1 protein-coding gene and 1 pseudogene are annotated in these 1272 nt (G+C 57.2%); both read right to left on the minus strand.

What is annotated here, in order from left to right; all coding sequences use genetic code 11:
- Window positions 1-234, minus strand: a pseudogene (locus tag CW742_RS13700) (sodium-dependent transporter); the annotation flags it as partial.
- A gap of 174 nt (window positions 235-408) precedes the next feature.
- Window positions 409-1272 (minus strand): cation:proton antiporter (locus CW742_RS13705; RefSeq protein WP_292421332.1); only part of this gene is annotated, 864 nt, incomplete at its 5' end.

Here is a 1272-nt window from a genome sequence, read left to right on the forward strand (position 1 = left end):
GGGCCGGACTGCCTTGAACGAGCTGACAACGGTTCCCCGGAAATGGCGCCCTATTGCAATCTCGAGGATCATGAGCGGCAGCGCGAAGAAAAAGACTGCGATAAGGTACGGGATGAGATAGGCGCCCCCGCCATTCTGTCCCAGCAGCGCGGGGAACCGCCAGATGTTGCCGATCCCTACTGCAGCACCGACTGCTGCAAGGATGAACCCGATATGCGATGACCAGCGCTCCATGCTATCCGCCCGGCAGACCCCCCCATGCCGCTATTGTTTACTATTCCGCAATTCCATAAAAACCAATACACCTGCTGCCTGGAACTTCGCATCCGTGACACTGGTAGATCAGCGGGACGATCCGGTGTATGGATAATGACGCTGAAGGGGAGAATGATCAACTAGCGGGGATCCTCATTTACCGGGTTTGAACCACCAGTCCGGGATGGGCAGGGTCGGCTCTTCGGGAACTGCGTCGGGGCCAAGGATCAGCTGCCTGACCTCGTCCGCACGTTCTGCGGTGGTGAGAACAAGGAGCGTATCCTGCTCTTCAAGTACGGTCGCCCCGCGGGGAGAGAACTGTTCTTTGCCCTTGGCAATCAGGATGATGAGCGTACCTTGGGGAAGGCCGGTATTGACGATCTGCTTATTGATGACCGATGAGCCGGGGGGAATTACCAGTTCGATGAGTTCGCTCTGGCTCTGCGAGTCCTCCGGCAGATCAAGTTCCATACCGAACCGGGAGCGTGAGGGAGCAGGAGCCGAGAGATCGAGCATGCGTGCCACAAGCGGAATGGAAGTACCGTGGAGGATGGCGGAGGTGATGACGATGAAGAAGACGAGGTTGAAGATACTATGGGCCTGCGGTACTGCTGCAAGGAGAGGGAATGTGGCGAGTACGATAGGCGCAGCCCCTCTCAGGCCCACCCATGAGACCATGATCTTCTCATGAGGATTCATCTTCCACGGGTAGAGAGCGAGGTACACAGCAACCGGTCGTGCGATGAAGATCAGGACCAGGGAGATGATGATACCCGGCACAAGGATAGGCAGGAGCTGGGAGGGAAATACGAACAGTCCGAGTGCAAGGAACATGGTGATCTGCATGAGCCAGGCGATACCCTCGTGGAACCGGATCAGACTCCGCTTGTGGACGATGCTGCTGTTGCCGATAACAGGGGCGGCGACATAGACCGCAAGGAACCCGGTTCCTCCCATGATGGATCTGATGCTGTAGATGAACAGTGACGTGGCAAGGGTAATAACCGCAGACAGCCC

This window comes from Methanoregula sp., from assembly GCF_002835825.1.
Taxonomy (GTDB): domain Archaea; phylum Halobacteriota; class Methanomicrobia; order Methanomicrobiales; family Methanospirillaceae; genus Methanoregula.